At 30.8% G+C, this 22,065-nt stretch carries 19 protein-coding genes and 2 riboswitches; all 19 genes read left to right on the top strand.

Annotation, left to right across the window (positions count from 1 at the left end):
- The coding region (locus tag B3603_RS14040) for a Cof-type HAD-IIB family hydrolase (RefSeq protein WP_291565981.1) at positions 1 to 681 on the top strand (681 nt) is incomplete at its 5' end.
- A gap of 218 nt (positions 682 to 899) precedes the next feature.
- Positions 900 to 1,520, top strand: coding sequence for a TetR/AcrR family transcriptional regulator (locus B3603_RS14035; protein WP_396152945.1), 621 nt, complete (start codon positions 900 to 902; stop codon positions 1,518 to 1,520).
- Between the two features lie 25 nt (positions 1,521 to 1,545).
- On the top strand, positions 1,546 to 3,642 hold the full coding sequence (locus tag B3603_RS14030; protein WP_291565978.1) for an efflux RND transporter permease subunit: 2,097 nt from the start codon (positions 1,546 to 1,548) through the stop codon (positions 3,640 to 3,642).
- A complete protein-coding gene (locus B3603_RS14025; protein ID WP_291565976.1) occupies positions 3,623 to 5,530 on the top strand; it encodes a hypothetical protein in 1,908 nt (635 codons plus the stop codon). The genes B3603_RS14030 and B3603_RS14025 overlap by 20 nt, the downstream gene beginning before the upstream one ends.
- Positions 5,531 to 5,934: 404 nt before the next feature.
- Entirely contained in the window at positions 5,935 to 6,402 is a 468-nt protein-coding gene (locus B3603_RS14020; protein ID WP_291565974.1) for a tRNA (cytidine(34)-2'-O)-methyltransferase, read from the top strand.
- Positions 6,403 to 6,415: 13 nt separating this feature from the next.
- On the top strand, positions 6,416 to 7,270 hold the full coding sequence (locus B3603_RS14015; protein WP_291565972.1) for a DegV family protein: 855 nt from the start codon (positions 6,416 to 6,418) through the stop codon (positions 7,268 to 7,270).
- A 337-nt stretch (positions 7,271 to 7,607) separates the two neighbouring features.
- A riboswitch (glycine riboswitch) is annotated at positions 7,608 to 7,741 on the top strand.
- 3 nt (positions 7,742 to 7,744) lie between these two features.
- A riboswitch (glycine riboswitch) is annotated at positions 7,745 to 7,799 on the top strand.
- Positions 7,800 to 7,866: 67 nt separating this feature from the next.
- A complete protein-coding gene (locus B3603_RS14010; RefSeq protein ID WP_291565969.1) occupies positions 7,867 to 8,241 on the top strand; it encodes a GrdX family protein in 375 nt (124 codons plus the stop codon).
- 12 nt (positions 8,242 to 8,253) lie between these two features.
- Positions 8,254 to 9,183, top strand: a complete 930-nt coding sequence (gene trxB / locus B3603_RS14005) for a thioredoxin-disulfide reductase (RefSeq protein WP_039634047.1) — start codon at positions 8,254 to 8,256, stop codon at positions 9,181 to 9,183.
- Positions 9,184 to 9,370: 187 nt separating this feature from the next.
- A complete protein-coding gene (locus B3603_RS14000; protein WP_291565967.1) occupies positions 9,371 to 9,700 on the top strand; it encodes a thioredoxin family protein in 330 nt (109 codons plus the stop codon).
- Between the two features lie 108 nt (positions 9,701 to 9,808).
- On the top strand, positions 9,809 to 11,095 hold the full coding sequence (locus B3603_RS13995) for a glycine/sarcosine/betaine reductase component B subunit (protein ID WP_291565966.1): 1,287 nt from the start codon (positions 9,809 to 9,811) through the stop codon (positions 11,093 to 11,095).
- A 72-nt stretch (positions 11,096 to 11,167) separates the two neighbouring features.
- Entirely contained in the window at positions 11,168 to 11,635 is a 468-nt protein-coding gene (grdA, locus tag B3603_RS13990) for a glycine/sarcosine/betaine reductase complex selenoprotein A (protein ID WP_291565963.1), read from the top strand.
- 117 nt (positions 11,636 to 11,752) lie between these two features.
- The gene (grdB, locus tag B3603_RS13985; RefSeq protein WP_291565961.1) at positions 11,753 to 13,057 is read left to right on the top strand and encodes a glycine reductase complex selenoprotein B; all 1,305 of its coding nucleotides are present in this window, start codon (positions 11,753 to 11,755) and stop codon (positions 13,055 to 13,057) included.
- A 238-nt stretch (positions 13,058 to 13,295) separates the two neighbouring features.
- Positions 13,296 to 14,834 (top strand): glycine/sarcosine/betaine reductase complex component C subunit beta, encoded by a 1,539-nt coding sequence (gene grdC, locus B3603_RS13980; RefSeq protein WP_291565959.1) that lies wholly within the window; start codon positions 13,296 to 13,298, stop codon positions 14,832 to 14,834.
- A 67-nt stretch (positions 14,835 to 14,901) separates the two neighbouring features.
- A complete protein-coding gene (gene grdD / locus B3603_RS13975) occupies positions 14,902 to 16,068 on the top strand; it encodes a glycine/sarcosine/betaine reductase complex component C subunit alpha (protein ID WP_291565957.1) in 1,167 nt (388 codons plus the stop codon).
- Positions 16,069 to 16,368: 300 nt separating this feature from the next.
- Positions 16,369 to 17,475 carry a BMP family lipoprotein gene (locus B3603_RS13970; protein ID WP_291565955.1) on the top strand — a complete coding sequence of 369 codons (1,107 nt, stop codon included), beginning with the start codon at positions 16,369 to 16,371 and terminating at the stop codon, positions 17,473 to 17,475.
- A 224-nt stretch (positions 17,476 to 17,699) separates the two neighbouring features.
- Entirely contained in the window at positions 17,700 to 19,244 is a 1,545-nt protein-coding gene (locus B3603_RS13965; RefSeq protein WP_291565953.1) for an ABC transporter ATP-binding protein, read from the top strand.
- Positions 19,234 to 20,310, top strand: coding sequence for an ABC transporter permease (locus B3603_RS13960; RefSeq protein WP_291565951.1), 1,077 nt, complete (start codon positions 19,234 to 19,236; stop codon positions 20,308 to 20,310). Before B3603_RS13965 ends, B3603_RS13960 begins: the two co-directional genes overlap by 11 nt.
- A complete protein-coding gene (locus B3603_RS13955) occupies positions 20,303 to 21,235 on the top strand; it encodes an ABC transporter permease (protein ID WP_291565949.1) in 933 nt (310 codons plus the stop codon). Before B3603_RS13960 ends, B3603_RS13955 begins: the two co-directional genes overlap by 8 nt.
- 759 nt (positions 21,236 to 21,994) lie before the next feature.
- The coding region (locus B3603_RS13950) for a helix-turn-helix domain-containing protein (RefSeq protein WP_291565985.1) at positions 21,995 to 22,065 on the top strand (71 nt) is incomplete at its 3' end.

Below are 22,065 nucleotides of genomic sequence, written 5' to 3'. Positions count from 1 at the left end.
TATTATGGAGAACTTATAGGTGTTAAAGCTCCTATAATAGCTTCTAATGGTGCATATATAAGAGAAAAAGATAGAGAAGAAGTTATATATAAATGTATATTGGAAAAAAAGGATTGCTTTGAATTATTAGAAATATTTAAAAAGCATGATTTAGTTCCTCATTTTTATACTGCAGATAGTATATATGCAGGAGAAACAAGTTATGCATTGAGATTTTATTCTAGATCAAATAAAACATTACCAAATGGTTTTCAAATAAAAATTAAAGAAGTAGAGGATTGGAATGAAATTTTTAGTGTAAATGAACTTGATATTTTGAAAGCTGTTGCTTTTGATGATGATATAGAAAAAATAAAAAGAGCAAAGAAGGAGATTAGATCTTTAGGAAGATATGAGGTAGTGAGTTCTTTAGTTAATAACTTTGAAGTTATGAATAAAAATGTTTCTAAGGGTAGAGCAGTAGAAATGCTAGCTAGTTATTACAACTTATCTAAAGATGAAATAATAACAATTGGAGATAATGAAAATGATTTGTCAATGATAGAATATGCAGGCCTAGGAGTAGCTATGAAAAATGGTGAGGAAATAGTAAAGAATAAAGCTAAATACATAACTTCAACTAATGATGAAGATGGGGTTAAAGAAGTTATAGAAAAATTTATATTAAATGAAAATATTTAAATAATTTTAATAAAAATGTCATTGTTATTTTACAATGGCATTTTTTATTTTACAAATTAAAAGTTCTTAATTTTGTTATACTAATATAGTATAAATCGGTGTTTCAAAGAAAAAAAATGACCAGGGGTCAAAAAACTATTGATTTTCTTCTAAAATAGTAATAGAATATATCTAGAGCAAAAAATGACTTAGGGTCATTTTTACTTCGAAGGAGTGAAGTGAGGTTGGAAACAAAGGGCAAAGAGCCAATGAAAAAGTCAGAAGCTAATAAACTTGAGAAAAAGAAAAATCTAATGGATGTAGCTTATGAACTTTTTACAACGAAGGGTATAAACGATACTTATATCAGTGAAATAACTAAGAAAGCTGGAGTAGCGAAAGGAACTTTTTATCTTTATTTTAATGATAAATATCATTTAAAACATTTAATTATATTAAATAAAAGTAGTTTAGTGTTGAAAGAAGCCATAGAAACTTCTAATAAAAATTGTTTTGATGATTTATCTGATGAAGTAATATTTTTTATAGATTATATAATCAATTATTTAAAAGAAGATAAAAAACTTCTAAAGCTAATATATAAAAATCTAACTTGGGGACTTTATAAAAAAGCTTTGCTTGATGAAAATGAGTACCAAGAGATGAATGAGATATATTTTCACTTTGTAAAAAAGCTAAAGCAAAAACAAAATATAACAATGGATGCAGAAAAATTGTTATTCTTAATTATTGAATTAACTAGTGGAGTTTGTTATAGTTCAATAATTTTAGAAGAACCTGCACCGATTGAATCAATGAAGCCAATACTATTTGAATCAATAAAAAAATTACTTAATTAAAATATTTAGAGGGTGGGGAGTTAAAATGAAGAAAATCAGTAGAGCAATTGCTAAAAATAGGGTATTAATTTTAATACTGTCAGTGCTACTTATATTTCCATCTTTATATGGTTTTATAAGCACAAGAGTCAATTATGATTTGCTTACTTATTTACCAGAAGAATTGGATACAATGAAAGCACAAAAAATATTGAATGAAAAATTTGATAGTGGATCAATGTCCATGTTAATTATTGAAAATATGGAAACTAAAGATATAGTTGATTTAAAAGAAAAAGTTAGTAAAATTGAAGGTGTTCAAAAGGTATTATGGGTTAATGATATTTTAGATACATCAGTACCAAAAGAAATTTTACCTGAAAGCTTTAGTAAAGTATTTTATAGTGATGATTCAACTATGTTAATTATAAAATTTGAGGATGGTTCTTCATCAGAATCTACTCAAAATGGTATTGGTGAAATAAGAAAAATTACTAATGATAAATGTTTTTTAAGTGGTATGGCGGGAATAGTAAAAGATACAAAAGAATTAGCAGATAAGGAAACACCGTTTTTTGTACTAATTGCAACAGCATTATCTGCAATAGTTTTAGCTTTAACAATGAATTCTTATATTATTCCAATTATATTTTTGACAAGTATAGGAATGGCAGTATTATATAATTTTGGAACAAATATATTCTTTGGAGAAATATCTTATGTAACTAAAGCTCTAGCAGCAGTCCTACAACTAGGGGTTACCATGGACTATTCAATATTTTTATTACACAGATATGACGAAGAAAGAGGATATACAGAAGATAAAGTGGAGGCAATGTCAGAGGCTATAGCTAATACTATGGGATCAGTAGCAGGAAGTTCATTAACTACAATTGCTGGATTCTTGGCATTATGTGTTATGGAATTAGGCTTAGGTAAAGATATAGGTCTTGTTATGGCTAAAGGAGTATTCATTGGATTAATATGTACAGTTACATTACTTCCAGCATTAATACTAACCTTTGACAATGCTATTCATAAATTTAATCACAAAACAATATTACCTGAATTTGAAAAAACTGCATCATTAGTTACAGGAAAATATAAATTATTTTTAGCAATATTTATAATTGCATTCATACCTGCTATATATGGAAAGGTGAATGCTGAGGTTTATTATAATCTTGATGAGTCATTACCAAAGGATTTACCTTCAATTGTGGCTACTAATAAATTAAAAAATGATTATAATATGACTACAACAAATATGATAATTGTTAAAGATACAGTTTCTAATAATGATATTAACAAAATGGTAAAAGAAATTGAGAATATAGACGGTATAGAAGTTGCTTTAGCTCTCGAAAAATTTATTGGCCCAACTTTACCAGAAAACTTTTTACCGGATACAATAAAAGATACTTTCCAAAAGGAAGGTTATAAGCAAATAATTGTTAATTCTTCTTATAAAGCAGCTACAGAAGAAGCAAATAAACAAATAGAAGAGATGAATAAAATAGTTAAATCTTATGATAATGAAGGCGTAGTAGGAGGAGAAGCTCCACTTACAAAAGATTTAATTGAAATATCAGATACTGATTTTAAAAAAGTCAGCATAGCGTCAATCTTAGCTATATTTATTATAATAATGGGAGTATTTATGTCATTCTCACTTCCAATATTATTAGTTCTATCTATAGAACTTGCTATATTAATTAATCTAGGTATTTCTTATTATTTAGGGACAACCATGCCTTTCGTTGCATCTATAGTAATAGGAACTATACAATTAGGGGCAACAGTTGACTATGCAATACTTCTAACTTCAAGATTTAGAGAAGAGATGAGAAATGGACTAGACAAATATTCAGCTATGACTATTGCAGTTCAGAGTTCAGCCAAATCAATTGTAACAAGTGCTTTAAGTTTCTTTGCTGCAACTGCAGGTGTTGGAATTATTTCAAAACTTGAAATGATTAGCTCTTTATGCACATTAATGGCTAGAGGAGCAATTATAAGTATGTTAATAATATTATTTATACTTCCATCAATACTTTTAGTTTGTGAAAAAGTGATTGAAAAGACTAGTAAAAATTTTAAAGGTGAAAGTGGGGCAAAAGAAAATGAAAAAATGTATGTCTAAAAGAGTATTAGCTTTAGTAATGGTAGGAACATTACTAAGTGGAAATATGGTTTATGGAGCAGAATTAGTTAAAAAGGACGAAACAGTATATGTTACTTTAGATTCTCAAGGAAATGTAAAAGAGAGAATAGTAAGTGATTGGTTAAGTTCTAATAATAAAAATTTTGAGATAAAAGATAAAAGTGAGTTAGCAAACATTAAAAATTTAAAAGGTAGTGAGGAACCAGAAATATCAAATAAAAATGTTACTTGGAAGATGGAAGGAAAAGATATATTTTATCAAGGTACAACTGATAAAAAACTTCCACTAGAAATAAAAGTTTCTTATGAATTAGATGGTAAATCAATTAAACCAGAAGAGTTAATAGGAAAATCTGGTGAACTAAAAATAAGAGTTGACTATAAAAACAATGAAAAACATAAAGTAACTGTAAAAGGAAAAAACAAAGTAATACACACACCATTTACAGTAGCTACATTAGCAACATTACCTGTAGAAAACTTTACTAATGTAAAAGTGAATGGTGGAAAAGTGATAAATGATGGCAACAACCAAATAATAACTTTTATTAATATGCCAGGGTTAGAAGAAAGTTTATCTTTAAAAGATGGAGTATTAAACATACCAAAAAATTTAGAAATTACAGCTAAGGTTGAAGATTTTTCTATGTCACCTATGATGATTACTGCTACTCCAGAGTTGTTAATAGAAGATATAGAAGGTATAAAATCAGTAGATGAATTAATTGAAAGCATAGATAAACTTCAAGATGCTAGTAGTAAACTTGTTGAAGGGTCAGAAACCTTCTCAAAGAAACAAGTTGAATTTAGTAATGGTTTTAAAACTTATTATGAAGGTGTAAGTAGATTTGCATCCGGTGCAGGAGAAGCCATTGATGGAATAGGCAAAGCAGCTGACAATTTAGGCAAGCTATCTGAGGGAACTTCTAAACTGGCATTAGGATTAGACGAATTTGGTTCTAAAGTGAATGAATTTACTAATGGTATTGAAAAAATAACTTCAAGTACTGATGCACTTATAGATGGTCAAAGTCAAGTAAAAGGTGGAATAGAGCAAAGTTTACAAGGTGCAACTACATTAAAGGAAAAGAAAAATTTAGAGCTTCAAGGATTAGATGAATTAAATGGTAGTACTGAAGAGCTGGAAAAAGTGGCAAAAGCTTTATCTCAAGTTCCGGGAAATGAGGCAATGGTTGCACAATTAAATATGATAATCCAAGGACAAAAACAAGGTATAGCTTCTCTTAAAAATGGTGGTAATGAATTTTTAGGTGGACTTGAAAAATTAGAAGGAGGATTATCACAAACTAAGGCAGGATCAGAAAAAGTGCTTTCAGGAATGTCTCAATTAAAAGAAGGTGGCACGGCACTTAAAAATGGAGGAAGTCAGATTTCAGAAGGATCTAAAGCTTTAGCTGCTGGTGCTAATGAAGTATCAAGTGGTGCAACAACATTAAAAGCAGGGGTTTCTAAATTAAGTGATGCTAAGACTTCCTTAAATGATGGACAAAAGCAATTGATTGATGGTGGAAAAACACTTCAAGATGGGTCAGAAAAATTAGCTTTAGGTGCTGATGAATTATTTAAGAATATGAGCAAATTCCATAATGAAGGAATTGAAAAAATGAAAAGTGAAGCTAATAATAAGATGGGCGATTTAAGTGAAATAATTGAAGTGAAGGATGAAATAGTTAAGCTTTCAAAAGATTATGGGACATTTACTGGACTAGGAGAAAATATGGAGGGTAAAGTTAAGTTTGTAATGAAAACTCCTGAGCTTAAAAAAGCAGAATCTAAGGAAAAAGTAGAAGAAAAGGTAGAAGAGAAAAAAGGTTTTAAAAATTGGATAAAAGAAATATTCAATTAAGAATAAAAACTTGCCTCATAAGGAAATACTTATACAGTATTTCTATCATTATATAATATTAATATTATAAATTTAAAAGAAGAAATCCTAATGTAAATTAGGATTTCTTCTTTTAACAGCTTATAATTTAAAATGTATGTAATATATATGTAATGTATAAATGAAAATTTAGGTACTATAAATAAAAGAAATTTTAAAGTATAATATTTCGTATATCTATATGAAGATAAATTTAATTTAGCAAAATTAGTAATTGAAAAAATAATCTTTCGCATCATTGAGGGTTACTTTATAATTAAGAAAAAACCTATAGTTTCAAGTGATTATATTAAAGTATGTTAACTTTACGAATTTAGTTAATTAGAGTATGATAGTGATTAATGACATAATATGGAGGTATAGCTATGAATTTAAATATAGTATTATTTCAACCAGAAATTCCTCAGAATACAGGAAATATAGGAAGAACTTGTGTGCTTACAAACTGTAAGCTTCATCTTATAAAGCCCTTAGGATTTAGTCTTGAAGAAAAGGAAATTAAAAGAGCTGGACTAGACTATTGGCCCTTATTAGATATAGAAATTCACGAATCCTATGAAGCTTTAAGAGAAAAATATAAAGAAGGAACTTTTTATTTTTGTACCACAAAAGGAGAAAAGTTCTATAGCGATGTAAGTTTTAACGAGGGTGACTTTTTAGTATTTGGTCGCGAATCTAAGGGGTTACCAGATTATATAAGAAATGATAATATAGATACTTTAATAAGAGTTCCTATGATAAACACTACTACTAGGTCATTAAATTTATCTAATACTGTAGCAATTATAGCCTATGAGGGTTTAAGACAACTTGGATTCCCTAAAATGAAATAGGAGGAGTTAATTTATGGAAGATAAGAAAATTAAAATCATAACGGATAGTACCTGTGACTTACCAGATTATATAATTAATAAATATAATATAGAGATGATACCCTTAGTATTCACAATAGATGGTGAAACTTATCTTGATAGAGTGGATATTAAACTACCGGAATTTCTAGAGAAAATGAATAATTCTAGTGAACTACCTAAGACTGGACAGATAAATCCTCATAGATTTTATGAGATATATGATAAATATTTAAAAGAAGGATATAAAATAATATCAATACATATATCATCTAAAATGAGTGGAACTTATCAGTCAGCTCTAGTGGCAAAAGAGATGTTAAATAGTGAAGATATAGCAGTAATTGATTCTCAATGCGTATGTGGTGCCCTTGGAGCTTTAGTGGTAAAGGCATGTTTGTTAAAAGAACAGGGGTTAGATTTTACATCAATTAATGAAGAAGTATTAAAATCAATACCAAAGATAAGAAGTATAACCTGTTTTGAATCATTAGATAATCTGGTTAAAGGTGGAAGGTTATCTAAAACAGCTGGTATTATTGGAAGTTTTTTAGGAATTAAACTTTTACTATCTATTGAAGATGGAGAAATGACAGTTAAAGATAAGGTAAGAGGAAGTAAAAAAGCACTGAGAAATATGTTGGAGTATATAGAATCCTATGGAGTTGAGAAAACGACTCCTGTGATATTGATGCAAGCAGCACCAGAAGAAGAAAATATGGGTATATACAATAGTCTAAAGGAACATATGGAAAATAAACACATAGAATATATTGAATGCGAAGTAGGGTGTGTAGTTGGTACTCACTCAGGAAGAGATGCTTGTGCAGCGTTTTTTATAGAAGAATAAAGATTAGCTATTATAGTTTAATATTTTAATAATTAAAATTTTGAATAAAGATATAAATAATTTATAAAACTAGAATTTTTAATAAAATTAATCCTTATATTTGATTTATATAATACATTTAATTAAAATTTAAAAACTAGTATTTTAAAATATAATATTAATAATTGACAAACAATTAACAGACTTTCTGAAAAATATAAATCATTTGAACTTTTTAAATTGATTATAGAGAATTTAAATAAGGGAAAATGTTAAAAAATATAGAAATTTATTGACGAATGTTGTATACTTGGGTTGTAAGTTAAAACAAACTAAAAACAATTTAATAGAAATATGGATGAAATTTTCGGGAGATGATCTATTAAAGATAATTATTAATAATTATTTTTATAACAATGGGTAGCCGAAGAAGCAAAAATTTATTTTGCCAATAAATTTGAAACTCTCAGGCAAAAGGACCGAAAATGGACATAACTCTGGAAAGCGGTAAGCACCGAAGGAGTAAAACTCTCAGGTTTAAAGGACAGAGGCATAGGCAAAGTTAATTATTACTTTTGCATATGCCTTTTTTATATGTGAAAAAGGAGGGAAGCTAGGTGATTGAACCGTTATTTATAATAACTAATAATCCATTGTCAAAGAGAACCTTTGAAGCAAAGTATAAAATAGTCTATATAGATGGTTCAGCAATGGAAGTGCTAAAAAATGTTAGAGATAACATACATTTAGGCCATAAGCTTCTAACTCATCCATTAATGAGTAGTGTTAAACCTAACGAAACACCATATAGAACCGTATGTTTATCATTAAATAGGGAGTCCTTAGATATTCAGTCATTAGAAATAATTGAAAGTACAATAATGACTACAGAAAAATTTTTAAGAGATTTCAATACTCCAAATTGGAGTGATAAAATATTACAAGATTTTCAATTGATAGATTGCGATTTAATAAATCATGCAATCAATTAAGGAGGGTTACCCATGGAACATATTATTTATGATACTATCATTTTAGGTGGAGGTCCTGCAGGATTATCAGCTGGATTGTACGCTGCGAGATCAAGAATGAAAACATTATTAATAGAAAGAGCAAAGTTTGGTGGACAGACAGCCACTACTGATGAATTAGAGAACTATCCAGGATCTATTGAAGATTGTACAGGAACAAGCCTTAGCCAAAGAATGAGAAAACAAGCAGAAGAATTTGGAACTGAATTTGCTAAAGATGAAGTTATAGAAGTTCAGCTTGAAGGAGATATTAAAGTAGTTAAAACAAGAAAAGCTACCTATGAAGGTAAAACAATAATAATAGCTACTGGTGCATATCCAAGATTAGGTGGATTTAAAAATGAAATTGAATTAAGAGGAAGAGGAGTTTCTTATTGTGCAACTTGTGATGCTGACTTCTTTACAGATTTAGATATCGCAGTTATAGGCGGAGGAGATTCAGCTATAACAGAAGCAATATACTTAGCTAAATTCGGAGAAACGGTAACAATAATTCATAGAAGAGATCAATTAAGAGCTGCTAAGTCATTACAAGAAAAAGCTTTCAAAAATCCAAAAATTAAATTTATTTGGGATAGTGTTGTTGAAGAAGCCAAAGGTGAAGAGATCCTTGAAAGTTTAGTGATAAAAAATGTAAAAACTGGAGAACTTAGCGAATTAGCAGTAAATGGTTGTTTTGTCTTTGTAGGATACTTACCAATATCTGAGCTATTTAAAGGAAAGATAACTATGAATGATAGAGGAGATATCATCACTGATGAAGAGATGAGAACTAATATTCCAGGAGTATTTGCAGCTGGAGATGTTAGAGAAAAATCTTTAAGACAAGTTATTACAGCAGCAGCAGATGGAGCTATAGCAGCTACAAACTGTGAACATTATATAGAGGAAAAATTTAACTAATAGTTAAATACTAATAAAATTATTTTTTTTAAACAGAATTGTTTGAAAAGTTAATTAAGTTCAAAAATTTTTATAATATATTTATATTGTGAAAATTTAAGGTATATTGACTAAAAAATATGAAATAGGAAAATATATTCATGAAAGTAATAAGCTTGCTTTTATTGAAGAAAGAGAGGGAATTTTAATGTTAGAATTAAACAAAGATAATTTTGAGGCGGAAGTGCTTCAAAGCGATAGACCAGTATTTGTAGATTTTTGGGGAGATAAATGTGAAATCTGTATAGAATTAATGCCAGGAGTTCACGGATTAGAGCCAAAATATAGTGATAAAATTAAATTTGCTAGCTTAAACATAGGCGGAGCTAGAAGAGTTGCTATAGGACAAAAGGTTTTAGGATTGCCAACAATGAAGATATATAATGGTGGAGAATGTGTTGATACAATTACTCCAGATAAAATATCTACATTAGATGATATAGAAAATTTCATAAAAGCTTACTATGAAAAATTATAATTTATTCTTTAATTAAGATGTTGTTAAGGTAAGCAGTAAATTGCTGCTTACCTTCAAATAAAAAAACAAAAGTAGGTTAAACTCATATATTCATAGGAGGTGAATGTTTTGCGTCTAGAGATTGGAAACATCATTATAAAAGATCTTCAATTCGGAGCAGAAACAAAAGTTGATAATGGAGTTCTTTATGTAAATAAAGAGGAATTACTTAAAGAAGTATCTGGAGATGAAAGAATAAGTAGTATCGATTTTGATATTGCAAAACCAGGTGAAGAAGTTAGAATAATTCCTGTTAAGGACGTAATTGAACCAAGAGTTAAAGTGGAGGGAAATGGAGGAATTTTCCCAGGCTTTATAAGTAAAGTTGATACAGTAGGTTCAGGAAGAACTCATGTATTAAAAGGAGCTGCAGTTGTTACTACTGGTAAAATTGTAGGATTCCAAGAAGGTATAGTTGATATGTGTGGAGAAGGAGCTAAATATACACCTTTCTCTAAAACAAATAACTTAGTTGTTATATGTGAACCAAAAGAAGGTATAGGACAACACGAACATGAAGAAGCCATAAGAACAATAGGCTTCAAAACAGCTGTGTACTTAGGTAAAGCTGGTAAGAATGTTGAACCAGATGAAGTTAAAACATTCGAAACATTGCCACTATTAGAGCAAGTTAAACAATATCCAGATTTACCAAAGGTTGTATATGTTTACATGCTTCAAACTCAAGGATTATTACATGACACTTATGTTTATGGTGTAGATGCTAAGAAAATAATTCCAACATTTATATACCCAACAGAAGTGTTTGATGGAGCTATAGTAAGTGGAAACTGTGTGTCTGCTTGTGATAAAAACCCATCATATGTTCATATGAATCATCCAATAATAGAAGATTTATATGAAAGACACGGAAAAGATTTTAACTTTATCGGATGCGTAATCACAAATGAGAACGTATACTTAGCTGATAAAGAAAGATCTTCAAATATGGTTGCTAAATTAGTAGAATTCTTAGGAGCAGATGCTGCTATAGTTTCAGAAGAAGGCTTTGGTAATCCAGATGCTGACTTAGTTATGAACTGTAATAAAATCACAGCTAAAGGTATTAAAACAGTACTTTTAACAGATGAATATGCAGGACAAGATGGTAGTTCACAATCACTAGCTGACTCAACTCCAAAAGGAGATGCAGTAGTTACTGGAGGAAATGCTAATGAGGTTGTTATATTACCAAAAATGAAAAAAATAATAGGACATATTGAGGCTGCTGATATAATAGCTGGAGGACACGTTGGAAGCTTAAGAGAAGACGGTTCAATAGAAGCAGAAATACAAGTTATAACAGGAGCTACAAGTGAAGTAGGGTTCAACTACTTAACAGCAAAAGGATATTAATATAACCAAATTATTTAGAATATTATAAGTTTCACGAATGTTAAGTTTTTAATATGAAAGGAAGATAAAATTATGTTACAAGGAAAAAAGGCTATCTGTATAGGAGATAGAGACGGAATACCAGGACCAGCTATAGAAGCTTGTTTAAAATCAGCAGGAGCGGAAGTAGTATTTGCATCAACAGAGTGCTTTGTCTGAACGGCTGCAGGTGCAATGGATCTGGAGATCCAACAAAGAGTAAAAGATCTAACTGATAAATATGGTGCAGAAAATATGGTAGTAGTAATTGGGGGAGCTGAAGCTGAAGCATCTGGATTATCAGCTGAAACAGTTACAGCAGGAGACCCAACTTTTGCAGGACCATTAGCAGGAGTAGAACTAGGATTAGCAGTTTATCACGTAGTAGAACCAGAGGTTAAAGGTGAATGTGATGAAGCTATCTATGATGAACAATGTGGAATGATGGAAATGGTTTTGGAAGTTGATGAAATAGTAGGTGAAGTTAAATCTGTAAGAGATCAATATAGCAAATACGTTTAATTTTATAATAGATTTATGATTAAAAATTAAGAAAATAGTAGTAAAACTGAAATTGATAATTGGCCTTAAAAGCTTTATGCTTTTAAGGGTCAATTCCCAATGAAAGGGGGAAAATGCATGATTAAGATAGTTCATTATATAAACCAGTTTTACGCTGGAATAGGCGGAGAAGAAAAAGCAGACATTAAGCCAGAGGTACGTGACGGTTTTGTAGGACCGGGAATGGGATTAAATGGATTGTTTAAAAAAGAAGGTGCAGAGATAGTTGCAACTGTAATCTGCGGAGACTCTTATTTCGCTGAGAATACTAAAGAAGCAAAAAAAGAAATATTAGAAATGGTTAAGAAGTATGAACCAGATTTATTTATAGCTGGACCTGCATTTAACGCTGGAAGATATGGTGTTGCTTGTGGAGATATAGCCACAACAGTTAAAGAAGAATTAAATATACCAGTTTTATCAGCAATGTATATTGAAAATCCAGGTGCTGATATGTACAAAAAGTTTGTGCATATTGTATCAACTAGAAATAGTGCAGTTGGAATGAGAGATGCTCTTCCAAAAATGGCTAAATTAGCTTTAAAATTAGCTAAAGGTGAAGAAATCGGATCACCAGCTGAAGACAACTACATTGAAAGAGGTATTAGAAAGAACTACTTTGCTACAGAAAGAGGTTCTAAGAGAGCTGTTGATATGTTAGTTAAGAAGTTAAAAGGTGAGGAGTTTGTAACTGAGTTTAAAATGCCTGACTTTGATAGAGTTGACCCATTACCACCTATAGCTGACATCACTAAAGCTAAAATAGCTATAGTTACATCTGGAGGTATAGTACCAAAAGGAAACCCAGATCATATTGAATCTTCAAGTGCTTCTAAAATAGGTAAATATGATATAGAGGGAGTAATGGATTTAACAGGTGAAACTTATGAAACAGCTCATGGTGGTCATGACCCTGTATATGCTAATGATGACCCAGATAGAGTAATCCCTGTAGACGTATTAAGAGATTTAGAAAAGGAAGGAAAAATAGGAGCTCTACACAGATATTTCTATTCAACAGTAGGAAATGGAACAGCTGTTGCTTCTTCTAAGAAATATGGGGAGTTTGCTGCTAAAGAATTAATTGCAGATGGTGTTGATGCAGTTATATTAACTTCTACGTGAGGAACTTGTACACGTTGCGGAGCAACGTTAGTTAAAGAAATAGAAAGAGCTGGATTACCAGTAGTACACATGTGTACAATAACTCCAGTATCTTTAACTGTTGGAGCTAATAGAATAATACCAACAGTAGCTATTCCTCACCCACTTGGAAATCCTGCATTAAGCAAAGCAGATGAGTATACATTAAGAAGAAGATTAGTTGAAAAAGCTCTAGAAGCATTACAAACTCCAGTTGATGGACAAAAAATATTTGAGTAATTTTTTATCTTGATAAGTAAATAATAATTAGGGAACTTAAAGTTCCCTAATTATTTCTAAGTGATATGGGGAATGTATAATGCATAATAATTTTATAAATTATGTGCTATAGATTATCCATAGTATTAATAGTATTAATTATAAAGCTTAGATAATCTAATTGTTCAGAATAAAATCAGCAAATTCCAAAATTAATGTGAATTTATTTCACCTATTTATAAGGGGAGGTTGGAAGAATATGAATTTTCCAGTATTAAAGAAAGCAGCGTATATTTTAGTTAATACTCCAGATATGGTAATACATAATGGAACAACTCAAACGTTAGAAAGAGAAACACATCCTGATTCAGAATATTTAAAGGAATTAAATAGCCATTTAAGACCATTCGAAGAAGTTGTGGCTTATGCACCAAATCAAACCTATATAGGAAATATAACTCCAGAGGAATTAGGAGAAATGCCACGACCATGGTATGGAAAGAATACTCCTAATGCTAATAGATTTGGTAAATTTGGCGAAGTTATGCCTCAAGATGAATTTTACGGATTAATGAAAATATCAGACGTTTTTGACTTGGTGATATTAGAAGAAGAATTCGCAAATAATATAAGAGAAAAATTATCTAAACATCCATTAATTGCTTCAAAAGTTGAAAAGGTTGTAGGAGATAGTTTAGATAAAATAGAAAATTTAGTTAACAATTCAGGAGCAGAAGGGTTATATGAAGGTGAGAAACTAGTAGGATGCGTGAGAAGAGCACATGAATTTGACCCTAACCTATCAGCTCACTATATGCTTGAAAACCTAGCTGTTAAAGCTTCAGGAGTTTTAGCAGGAATGCATTTAGTAGACAATTTAGATATACCAATTGATGAAATTGAATATATAGTAGAATGTTCAGAAGAAGCTATTGGTGACATGAACCAAAGAGGTGGCGGAAACATTGCTAAAGCTATTGGAGAAGTTGTAGGATTAACTGGTGCAACTGGTGCAGATATGAGAGGATTCTGTGCAGCTCCAGCTCACTCATTAATAACAGCTGCATCACTTGTTAAGAGTGGAATATATAAAAATGTTTTAGTGGTAGCAGGAGGAGCTACAGCTAAACTTGGAATGAATGGTAAAGATCATGTTAAAAAAGACATGCCAGTACTTGAAGATTGCTTAGGCGGATTTGCGGTACTTGTTTCTCAAAATGATGGAATTAGTCCAATATTAAGAACTGATGTTATTGGAACACATACAATAGGACATGGAGCTTCACCACAAGCAGTTTTAGAAGCATTGGTACTTGATCCATTAATAGAAAATGGAATTAAGATAACAGATGTAGATAAATATGCTCCAGAAATGCAAACTCCTGATATAACTGAACCGGCAGGGGCTGGAGACGTTCCAACACAAAACTATAAAATGATAGCTGCATTAGCTGTTAAAAAGGGACAATTAGAAAAGAAAGAATTACTAAACTTTGTTAAACAGCATGGATATCCAGGATATGCTCCAACTCAAGGACACATCCCATCAGGTGCACCAATAATAGGACATGGAATAGAGCACATTAAAAATGGTGTATTAAATAACTTCATGATAGTTGGTAAAGGAAGTTTATTCTTAGGAAGAATGACTAACTTATTCGACGGAGTTTCAATATTAGTTGAAAAGAATCCAGGAAAGGTTGAAGAAAGTACTGGAGTAAGCAAAGATGAAGTGAAATCAATGGTTGCAGATGCCATGAAGGACTTTGCAGAATTTTTAGCAAAAAACATGGAGTAATTAAGTGAAAATAAATAAGTAGTTCCTCAAATTTAGAGGAACTACACTTAAGAAAAGGGGTGTAACTATGAGCCAAAATGCAACCAAAGCAATGATAGCTGAGGTATTTAATGATATAGCAAATGGAATAAAAAGCGGTCAATTTAGGAAAAGAGTAAGGATAGGATTAACTATATTAGGCTCTGAACATGGCGTAGAAGAAATGGTTAAAGCTGCTGAACTTGCTAAATCTAAATATGGTGACTTTGATATAGTATTAATAGGTCCAAAAGTTGATGCTGATTTTGAAATAATAGAAGCAGAAACTGCAGAAGAAGGCCATAGCAAAATGACTGAAATGCTTGAAAATGGTAAATTAGATGGATGCGTTACTCAGCATTTTGATTTTCCAATAGGGGTATCTACTGTAGGTAAAGTTTTAGCTCCTGGTAAAGGAAAAGAGATGATAATAGCAACTACTACAGGAACAACTTCAACAAATAGAGTTGAAGGAATGGTTAAAAACGCTATATCTGGTATAGCAGTTGCTAAATCAAATGGAATAAAAAATCCAAAGGTTGGTATATTAAACCTAGATGGAGCTAGACAAGTTGAGAGGATATTAAATGAAGTAAAAGAAGCAGGATACAATTTTGAATTTACGGGATCATTAAGAGCAGATGGTGGAGCTGTTATGAGAGGAAATGACCTGTTGGCTGGAACTCCAGATGTTATGGTATGCGACTCATTAACAGGAAATCTACTTGTAAAAATATTCTCTTCATTTACAACCGGTGGAAATTACGAGACTGTTGGTGCTGGTTATGGGCCTGGAGTAGGGGAAAACTATGATAAACTGGTTAACATAGTTTCAAGAGCTTCCGGTGCACCACTTATAGCTGAAGCCTTAAGATATTGTGCAACCTGTGCAGAAAATAAGGTTTTAGATATAGCTAGAGAAGAATTTGAAAAAGCTAATAAGGTTGGACTTCAACAATTTATAGATAAAACAGCTAAAAAAGCAACTAAAGTTGAAAGTTCTGATGAAGATATAAAAATGCCAGAAAAGAAGGTTGTAACTTATTCAATAGCAGGAATAGATATACTTGAACTTGAAAATGCATGTAAAACATTATGGAAAGAAAATATTTATTCTGAAAGTGGAATGGGCTGTACTGGACCAATAGTTTTAGTTGCCGAGGAAGATTCAGAAAAGGCAACTGAAATATTAAAAAAGGCTGAATATTTAGGATAATATTGACTGAGCAGATACTGCTCAGTCTCTATTTCCCTTTTATCAAAAAAATTGTAACTAAGAATGAAAAGAAACCATTAATTAGAAATGCTGTATAAATAATTATAAAATATATAAAATTGATTAAAAAATAAAAAAAAATTTATTAACTAAATTAAAAAAATTTATAAAACAGTTGAATATGTAAGTACTTTTTAATTATAATAGTAACATAGTGTTAAATATAGTAAGGGTGATTATTATTATGTAATAACACCGTAACTTACATAATACACAGTGTAATCTTAGGAGGTTAGTTTTATGAAAATGAAAAGATTGGTGGCAGTTCTGGCATCAGCTATATTAACTGCTGGAGTGCTAGTTGGCTGCGGATCATCTGCAACTAAAGAAAATGAAGGCGGAGCAAGTACAGGAGAAGGAAAGAAAAGTGAGATCATGATAGGTCTTGCAACAGATGAAGGTGGATTAAATGATAAATCATTTAACCAATCAGCAGATGAAGGTGTTAAAAAAGCAGTAGAAGAATTTGGTGTAGAATATAAACCAATAGAATCTAAGAAAAAAGAAGATTATGAACCAAATCTACAAGCATTAGTAGATGCAGGTTCAGATTTAACATTTGCTATAGGATTTCAATTAGATAAAGCAACTGAAAGTGCAGCAAAAAATAACCCAGAGAGCAAATTTGCTATAATAGATGCTAAAGTAGATGCGCCAAATGTTACATCTATAACATTTAAGGAAGAAGAAGGTTCTTTCTTAATGGGAGTTATAGCTGGTAAAATGACAAAAACAAATCAAGTTGGATTTATAGGTGGAAAAGACTTTGATACAATTCAAAAATTCGAATCAGGATTTGTAGCTGGCGTTAAAGCTGTTAACCCAGAAGCAGGAAAATTATTAGAGAGTCCAGATGGAAAAAAAGCTGGTAAAAACGTTAAATATGCGGATTCATTCGATGATACAAATAAAGGATACGAATTAGCTAAAGCATTATACGACTCAGGTTGTGATGTTATATATCATTCAGCTGGTGGAGTTGGAATAGGAATGTTTAAAGCAACTCAAGAATTAAAAGATGCAGGAAAAGAAGTTTGGGCTATTGGTGTTGATAAAGACCAAGCAGCTGAAAAAGACTTACAGAAATATGCTAATGTAATACTTTCTTCTATGATTAAGAGAGTTGATGTTGCAACTTATGATGCTACAAAAGCTGTAGTTAATAATGAGTTTAAAGCTGGACATATAGAATTAGGATTAAAAGATGGTGCAGTTGGTATTGCTGAAACAACAGAAAAAAATACTCCAAAAGAAGTTATAGATCTTGCTAAAGATTATGAACAAAAAATTATTAAGGGAGAAATAAAGGCTCCAGCAACAAGAGAAGAAGCTAAGAATTTTAAATAATTGTTACTTTACTGGTAAATAAAAAAATAGTATAATAAAAGCTAGATGTCCGTTTGCATCTAGCTTTTGTTACTCATGAGCTAGATTTTAAGAATCAAAAATTTTCCTTTCTTTATCCAAAAAATACATGCTAGAGGTATAGAAAAAATGTAGTATAATATTAGTAATTATCTCAAATTTATTGAGAATGGTAGTGAAGGTTGTTAGTATAAGGAGGAAGCGGGATGAACAAGGTAATAGAAATGAAAGGTATAACCAAAGTTTTCCCTGGAACTATTGCCAATGACAATGTGGATTTTGAACTTTTAAAAGGCGAAACTCATGTTTTACTTGGAGAAAATGGTGCAGGTAAAACTACACTAATGAATATTCTATATGGATTATATCAACAGGATAAGGGTGATATTTATGTAAACGGTAAAATAAGTAAAATAGCTAATCCTAATGATGCTATTGGCTTGGGAATAGGTATGGTGCATCAGCATTTTATGCTTGTTCACAATTTTACTGTAGCTGAAAATATAGTATTAGGCACAGAACCTAAAAAAGGTGCTAAGCTTGATATGAAAACCGCTATTAAAAATGTTGAAGAGCTTTCAAAAAAATATGGCTTTGCAATTGATCCAAAGGCTGTAATTGAGGATATTTCTGTAGGCCAACAACAAAAAGTTGAAATATTAAAAGCATTATATAGAGGAGCTGAAATATTAATACTTGATGAGCCTACAGCCGTTTTAACGCCTCAAGAAATTGAAGAGCTAGGAAACATTATTAAGAATTTAAAGAAGGAAGGAAAATCTGTAATATTAATCACTCATAAACTTAAAGAAGTTATGAGTATGAGTGATAGAGTTACTATAATTAGGAGAGGTAAAGTAACTGGTACCGTTGCTACTAATGAAACTAATATTGATCAATTAGCAGAGCTAATGGTGGGAAGAAAAGTAAATTTAGTAGTTGATAAAAAAGAGAGCAAAATAAAAGGTGAAGTTTTAAGAATAGAAAACTTATCTGCAAATGATCATAGAGGAATTGAAGCTGTTAAAGATCTTAATTTAGTTGTTAATGGTGGAGAAATTCTTGGTATTGCAGGAGTTGATGGAAATGGCCAAAGTGAATTCTTAGAGGTATTAACTGGTCTTAGAAAGGCTAAAAATGGAAAAGTTGTATTAAAAGATAAGGACATATATGGTAAAGCACCAAGAGAAATTACTGATTCAGGAGTAGGACATATTCCAGAAGATAGACATAAAAGAGGATTAATTCTTAAGTATTCACTATTTGAAAACTCCATACTTGGAGTTCATAGAAATAAACCTTTTAGCAAAGGTATTGCAATGAATTATAGTGAAATTAAAGCTCATTGTGATAAGCTTATAGAAGAATTTGATGTTAGAACTCCAAATAACGAAGTAGCTGCTTCAGCATTATCAGGTGGTAATCAACAAAAATTAATTGCAGCAAGAGAAATTTCAAAGAATCCAGATTTATTAATTGCAGCACAGCCAACAAGAGGACTAGATGTTGGTGCTATTGAGTATATACATAAAAGATTAGTAGAAGAAAGAGATAAGGGTAAAGCTGTACTTTTAGTATCCTTAGAACTTGATGAAATTATGGCTTTATCAGATAGAATTGCTGTTATGTATGATGGAAAGATAGTTGCAATACTTGATAGAAGTGAAGCTACAGAGCAAAAACTTGGTATTTTAATGGCTGGTGGAACTTTAGGACAAGCGGAGAAAGGAGCTAACGCAAATGAAAAGTAAATTCAAGCAAAATTTAAAATCTATAGCTTTCCCATTTATTGCTATAATACTTTCACTATTTATATCAGTATTTTTCATAATGTGGGCTAAAGGTTATCCAATAACTAAATACTTTACAGCATTAGGTGAATTAATATCTATTGTTTGGAAAGGTAGCTTTGGTACAAAGAGAAACATAATGACTACATTATCAGAAGTAACTCCACTGATATTTGCGGGGGTTGCCCATGCGTTGGCATTTAGATGCGGCTTATTTAATATAGGAGTTGCAGGACAATTTGCTCTTGGAATGCTTGCAGCTGCAATTGTTGGAACAATTCCAGGATTAAGTCCAGCAATTCACATTCCACTAATGATAGTTTCAGGTATAATAGCAGGTAGTATATGGGCTGGAATACCAGGTTATTTAAAGGCTAAATTTGGGACAAGTGAAGTTATTAATACAATAATGATGAACTATATATCAGTATTCCTTTGTAATTATATTATATTAAAAACACGTTTTGGAGTGCCTGGTAAGGCAAGTACCCCGATAATTGAAGAAAGTGCTCAATTTACTAGATTTATGAAAGCAGCGCCAGCAAATACAAGCATATTCTTAGCTATATTAGTAGCGGCATTTATCTTTTGGCTATTGTGGAAAACCACAGTTGGATATGAAATTAGAGCTGTTGGTATAAATCCACATGGGGCAGAATATGGTGGAGTAAGTATACCTAAAAATATGATTTTAGCTATGGTTATTTCTGGAGCTATTGCAGGACTTGGTGGAGCAACTCATATATCAGGAGTTATGCATACTCTTCAAGATTTTATGGCTGTACCAAGCTATGGATTTGATGGAATCGCTGTTGCGTTACTTGCAAAGAATAATCCAATAGCATGTATAGGTTCTGCAGTACTATTTGGTGCACTAAATAATAGTGCTAGAGCATTACAATTAAATGGAATTCCAAAGCAAATAGTATATTTAATACAAGCAATAATTATTATATTTGTTGCAACGGATTATATTGTTAAATACTTTGAAGAAAAGAAAAAGAAAGGGGCGATTGTAAATGAGTAATTTAAATGCAATTGCATTATTAACAGCTACACTTAGGATAGCAACGCCTCTAATTTTTGCAGCTCTTGGTGGAATGTTCTCAGAAAGATCTGGAGTAGTTAATATAGGATTAGATGGTATGATGACTATAGGTGCATTTTTTGCAGTTTATGGAACTTATGCATCAGGAAGTCCTCTTATTGGTATAGTTTGTGCTATGATAGCCGGAGGGGCTCTAGCGTTAATTCATGCAGTTTTAAGTATAAATTTAAAAGCTGATCAAGTTATTTCGGGTACAGCAATTAACCTTTTTTCTACTGCTCTTGCCAGCTTCTTAATTTCAAGATTGTTTGAAGGAAGAGGTGGCCAAACAGATATAGTTAAAAGTTTACCTTTTAACGTGCCAGATTTTATACTAAACATACCTATATTAGGAGAAATAATTGGTGGAATTAACTGGTTTGTGATACTTGCTATAGTATTAGTTTTTGTTTCACACTATGTTATATATAAAACTCCATTAGGATTAAGAATTAGAGCTGTAGGAGAACATCCAAAAGCAGCAGACACATTAGGAATAAATGTATACAAAATGAGATATTTATGTGTAATTTTATCAGGTGCACTGGCAGGTCTTGGTGGAGCTGCATTGTCTCTTGGTATTACACCATTATTTAGAGATAATATGGTTGCAGGTAGAGGATTTATAGCTCTAGCAGCGATGATATTTGGTAACTGGAAGCCATTTGGATTATTAGGAGCATGTTTATTGTTTGCCTTTGGTGAATCATTCCAAATAGTAGCACAAGGTTTCTCATGGTCATTACCAACAGAATTTTATTCATCAATACCGTATGTATTGACAATGCTTGCATTAGCAGGATTTGTTGGAAAGACTCAAGGACCAGCTGCTTCAGGACAGCCATATGAAAAAGGTTCAAGATAATATTTAAAACCACAGATTTTTCTGTGGTTTTTTTATAAGTAGAAAAAGAAAATTATATGAATTTAGATTTTTAGGCATCTTTATAAAAAACTAACATATTAGCTAGTTATTCTACAAAGATGTTTTTATTTATATAAAGTATAAAACTATATTAGTTTATTATAAATATCATTAAATAAGAACACAGTGTATTTATAAGTTTAATAATTGATAAGCTATTATTGGATAATAAAATACTGCATAAATATTTGCAAAAATTATTGCTTTAATAGTATAATTAGAGTATGTTTTTATAAAATTTAATATATTTAGAATATTGATAATATTAAACTTGAAGAATATAAAAATCTGAGATTATGCTATTCTTATTATTGTTTAAATTTATCTATAAAGTTAGTTAAAAATGAAAATTGAACTTTAACAATTTTTTATTTATAATATTAGATAAAAAATTGTTACTTACAGTCACTAATAGCAGTGATAATATCCTTAAATTCTATTTAATATAATTGTGCGAAATTCTCCCATCTTCTATAAGTGGAAGATGAATAGCAGTTGCCGATAGGCAACAAGTATGACAAACTATAATCAGCTACATTAGCTGAAAGGTAGTGTCATTGATGAAATTAGACAATAATAATCATTTAGTATTAGTTATAAAGTATAGAAGAGAAGTTATTGTATTATAATAATCGGTGGTGTGGCCATAGATATAGTTAAAAGTATATAAAAAATCAAGGAATGAAATGAGGTGAGGATATATTAAAGGCTTATAAATATAGAATTTATCCAAATGAAGAACAAAAATTATATTTAGCTAAAACCTTTGG

Origin of the sequence: Clostridium sp. UBA2485 (assembly GCF_002341865.1) — a bacterium.
Lineage (GTDB): Bacteria > Bacillota > Clostridia > Clostridiales > Clostridiaceae > Clostridium_J.
The sequence above is the reverse complement of the archived record's forward strand: the minus strand, read 5'-3'. Positions and strand labels throughout refer to the sequence as shown.